The sequence below is a fragment of the Actinoplanes sp. NPDC089786 genome (assembly GCF_040684855.1).
In the GTDB taxonomy this organism is placed as follows: domain Bacteria; phylum Actinomycetota; class Actinomycetes; order Mycobacteriales; family Micromonosporaceae; genus Actinoplanes.
The window spans coordinates 1-3,366 of sequence record NZ_JBFBGU010000067.1; the positions used below are offsets into that span (position 1 = coordinate 1).

Consider the following 3,366-nt stretch of genomic DNA (forward strand, 5'->3'; position numbering starts at 1 on the left):
CGACGGGGTCTTTTCGTTGGTATGTCCCTCTCGCTGAGCGTGTTCGCTGACAGCCCATCACCAGTTACGTACCGAACCTTTGCCTACCCGCTTAGACCGAGGGTTTGATCTGGAAGCCTGCGGGTTGACGCTCGGTCGTGGCGGCCAGTTCGGCGGTCGTGGCGCCCGGGGTTGGGATCAGCGGGGTGGTTGCCAGCCAGGCGTAGATTTCCGGCAGGCTCAGGCCCGGCGGGACCGCTCCGACGAAGGCCTCGTAGTAGAGCGGGGTGTTGGGCCCGATGCGCCAGCTCTCGGCGAGGCCGCCGACGTCGACGGTGTCGAAACCGAAGTCGTCGATTAGCTCGGTGACCTGTGCTTTGGCGGCCGGGTCGTCGCCGGTAATGGGCAGGGCGGTGCGGTCCGGGGCGCCGGCCGGGCGAGCCAATTCGCGCAGCAGCCTGCCGTTGACGTCGTGGAACGCCTTGACCACGGATGAGCTGGACAGGAACCGTTGCACGAGCTCGCTGGAGGTCAGTTCGTCGGCGTCGAGATCCGGGCGCGCCCAGCCGGTCACGGCCGGTGCATAGTTCATGGTGTCGATCACCGTCTTGCCGGCGAGCGCCTCCCGTGGCAGTTGCTCGTAATTGGCTAGCGGGATGGTCGCGACTATGAGGTCGCCCGCCTGCGCAGCCTCGGTCGGGATGGCGGCGCGGGCGAGCGGGCCAACCTCGGTGATCAGGTCGCGCAGGCTCTCCGGCCCGCGCGAATTGCTGATCACCACGTGCCAACCGGCGCCAACCGCGCTGCGGGCGATGGCGGAGCCGATGGTGCCGCTGCCGATGATGCCGAGCATTCTGGTCATATGACTACTCCTCCGCAAGGGTGAAAGGGCTGCGGTGGCTACGCTAGGAGCTGCCATTGATGTGAGGTCCCGATGATGTGGTGGTGGTCATAGGTGCGGATCGGGGAGCTGGCGGCCCGTACCGGGGCAAGCGTGCGGTCGCTGCGCTACTACGAGGAGCAGGGCCTGCTGTCGGCCGAGCGGGACCCGGCGGGCCGCCGCCGCTATGCCGAGGCGGCGGTCGCCCGGGTGGCGCTGATCCGGCGAGGGTTCTCGGCCAGCTTGTCCAGCCGGGTGATCGCCGATCTGCTGCCGCTACTCGAGGCCGAATGCGTACCTCGTTCACGAGCCCTGCTGGACGTCGAGCGGGAGCGGCTGGAGGCGCAGATAGCCGCGATGACCCAGGCCCGGGTACGCCTCGACGAAGTCATCGCCATCGCAACAGATCCCACCTGGAAGTGCGACGCCTAGACGTCCGGATTTGCCGCTGATCGGGCGCGGGACCCGCCCGCTCGTCGGGACGGGATACCGGTGCTGTCCGCGACCGGCATAGCGCTACCGTGAGGCGGTGACCGAGTCGGTTCCGACGCTCGTCGAGCTGCCACGACCGCGGGCGCTCACCGAGGCCGAGCATGCGTTGATGGCCCGGCTGGTGACGTTCGCTGATGTCCCGAGCCTCAGCGAACAGGTCGCGACGGTGCGCGTCGTGTCCACCTGCGACTGTGGCTGCGCGTCGGTCGGACTGCGCACCGAGGGACCGCAGGTGCCCGCAACGGCTGTTGCGCGGCTCAGCGACACCGGGCGTGACGACTACTTCGCTGTGTCCGCGTCTGGCGGCGGCGATGTCAGCGTCGTGCTGCACGTCCTCAGCGGGCTCGTCGGAGAGCTGGAGATCTACGCGGGCGAGGGCGTACCGGTAGCCGCGCCACACGCCGACACTGTGATCAACATCTGGATCGGATGACGCATTGCCGCCAGGGCCGCCGGGCATCGACGACGCGGACAGCGACACTCCTGCATACAAGGTCACAGCGCGGCCAACAGCACCCGCGCTTCGCGCAGTTCGCAGCATGACATCCGGATATGCCGCTGATCGTGTACGGCGGCTTCTCGTCTTGCCCGCACCCATCGACGCGGGGCAGGGCACGGTAGTGCCAACATCAGTCATGACCACGATCGAAGTCGTTCTCGGCGATATCACCCGTCAGCAGGTAGACGCTATCGTGACGGCCGCCAACGAGTCTCTGCTTGGCGGTGGCGGGGTTGACGGCGCCATCCACCGGGCTGCTGGCCCGCGGCTGTCACAAGCCGGCGCGGCCATCGCCCCCTGCGATCCGGGCGACGCGAAAGCCACCCCCGCGTTCGACTTGAACCCGCCCGTGCGGCACATCATTCATACCGTCGGTCCTGTCTGGGAGGGCGGCGGCTACGACGAGGCCGACGTCCTGGCCGCCTGCTACCAGCGCAGCTTGCAGGTCGCTGACGAACTACAGGCCCGGACAGTCGCCTTTCCGGCGATCGCTACCGGCGTCTACGGCTTCCCGCCAGGCGACGCCGCGCCCATCGCGATCAACACCATCCGCTCGACACCCACCGCCGTCCACCAAATCCTTCTCGTCGCGTTCGACGAAGAGACCCGAGACATGCTCGCGACGGCACTTCAGGACACAGCCGCAAGCTGACGCCAGCCATCGACAAGGCCATCCGGATCTGGCGCAATGCGAGGTCGAGTATCTCCGCGAGCCCTCGAGCGTTACGTTGACCGGCCTGGCCACGTCGGGGAGCGGTCCGCGACGTGGTTGGCGGTCGCTGCCAGCGAGTCGCCCAGAGCCGTGCGCCAGTAGAGCACCTCGCGTCCGGCGCGGCGACGGTCGACGAGGCTGGCATCGAGCATCACCTTGAGGTGGTGCCGACGGCGCCCATCGGAAGACCGGAGATAGCGGTGAGCTGGGTGGTCGACCTGGGTCGTTCGAGGCTGTGGAGCAGTTGTGCCCGGTTGGCTCCGATAAGCCGGGCCAGGCCTTGGGCGTTCGCGGCGGTCGTGGGGCGAGCGCGCCGGTTACCGAGTACACGAGGGCGTAGCGGGTGGGCTCGTGCCACGCCTACGGCGCTCTGACTCTGCCCGCGACTATCGGGCTCTGGCGCAGAAAGTGTGATGGACGTCGGCCGATGAGTCGTTGTCCGGCTGTGTGATGCCGTCGAGCAACTTCTTCCGCACCTGGCCGGTATCGAGATCGAGGAGGTGCGGTCGGGCGCCGAAGTTGTCTTCACCGCCGGCGTGCGCGGTGATCGAGGCACCTGCCCGGCCTGCTTGAAGTCGTCGTCCCGGGTGCATTCGCGTTATGGACGGACCTTGACGGACACGCCAGTTGCCGGGCGGCCGGTACGGATTTCGTTGAAGGTGCGACGGTTCTTCTGCGACAACCCGGGCTGCCGGAGTAAGACCTTTGTCGAGCAGGTTGACGGGCTGACCCGGCGCTGGTCACGAGTGAGCGAAGGGCTTCGGCGGGTGCTGACGGCGATCGGGCTCGCGCTCGCTGGGCGGG

At 67.9% G+C, this 3,366-nt stretch carries 4 protein-coding genes and 1 pseudogene; 4 read left to right on the top strand and 1 reads right to left on the bottom strand.

Going from position 1 to position 3,366, the window contains the following annotated elements; all coding sequences use genetic code 11:
* Positions 1-91: 91 nt before the first annotated feature.
* Positions 92-841: an NADPH-dependent F420 reductase gene (locus tag AB0O15_RS47840; protein ID WP_364334879.1), complete on the bottom strand. Its 750-nt coding sequence runs from the start codon at positions 839-841 to the stop codon at positions 92-94.
* 93 nt (positions 842-934) lie between these two features.
* On the opposite strand from AB0O15_RS47840, the gene AB0O15_RS47845 reads away from it, so the two are divergent.
* From AB0O15_RS47845 to AB0O15_RS47860, 4 genes and pseudogenes are all read left to right on the top strand, one after another.
* On the top strand, positions 935-1,291 hold the full coding sequence (locus AB0O15_RS47845) for a MerR family transcriptional regulator (protein WP_364334882.1): 357 nt from the start codon (positions 935-937) through the stop codon (positions 1,289-1,291).
* Between the two features lie 97 nt (positions 1,292-1,388).
* A complete protein-coding gene (locus AB0O15_RS47850) occupies positions 1,389-1,784 on the top strand; it encodes a hypothetical protein (RefSeq protein ID WP_364334885.1) in 396 nt (131 codons plus the stop codon).
* Between the two features lie 202 nt (positions 1,785-1,986).
* A complete protein-coding gene (locus AB0O15_RS47855; RefSeq protein WP_364334888.1) occupies positions 1,987-2,502 on the top strand; it encodes an O-acetyl-ADP-ribose deacetylase in 516 nt (171 codons plus the stop codon).
* A gap of 647 nt (positions 2,503-3,149) precedes the next feature.
* Positions 3,150-3,366: pseudogene (locus AB0O15_RS47860) on the top strand (ISL3 family transposase); the annotation flags it as partial.

What these genes read in the sequence shown, in the direction of transcription:
- AB0O15_RS47840 (WP_364334879.1), bottom strand. Translation starts at nt 841, where the DNA reads ATGACCAGAATGCTCGGCATCATCGGCAGCGGCACCATCGGCTCCGCC.
- AB0O15_RS47855 (WP_364334888.1), top strand. Translation starts at nt 1,987, where the DNA reads ATGACCACGATCGAAGTCGTTCTCGGCGATATCACCCGTCAGCAGGTA.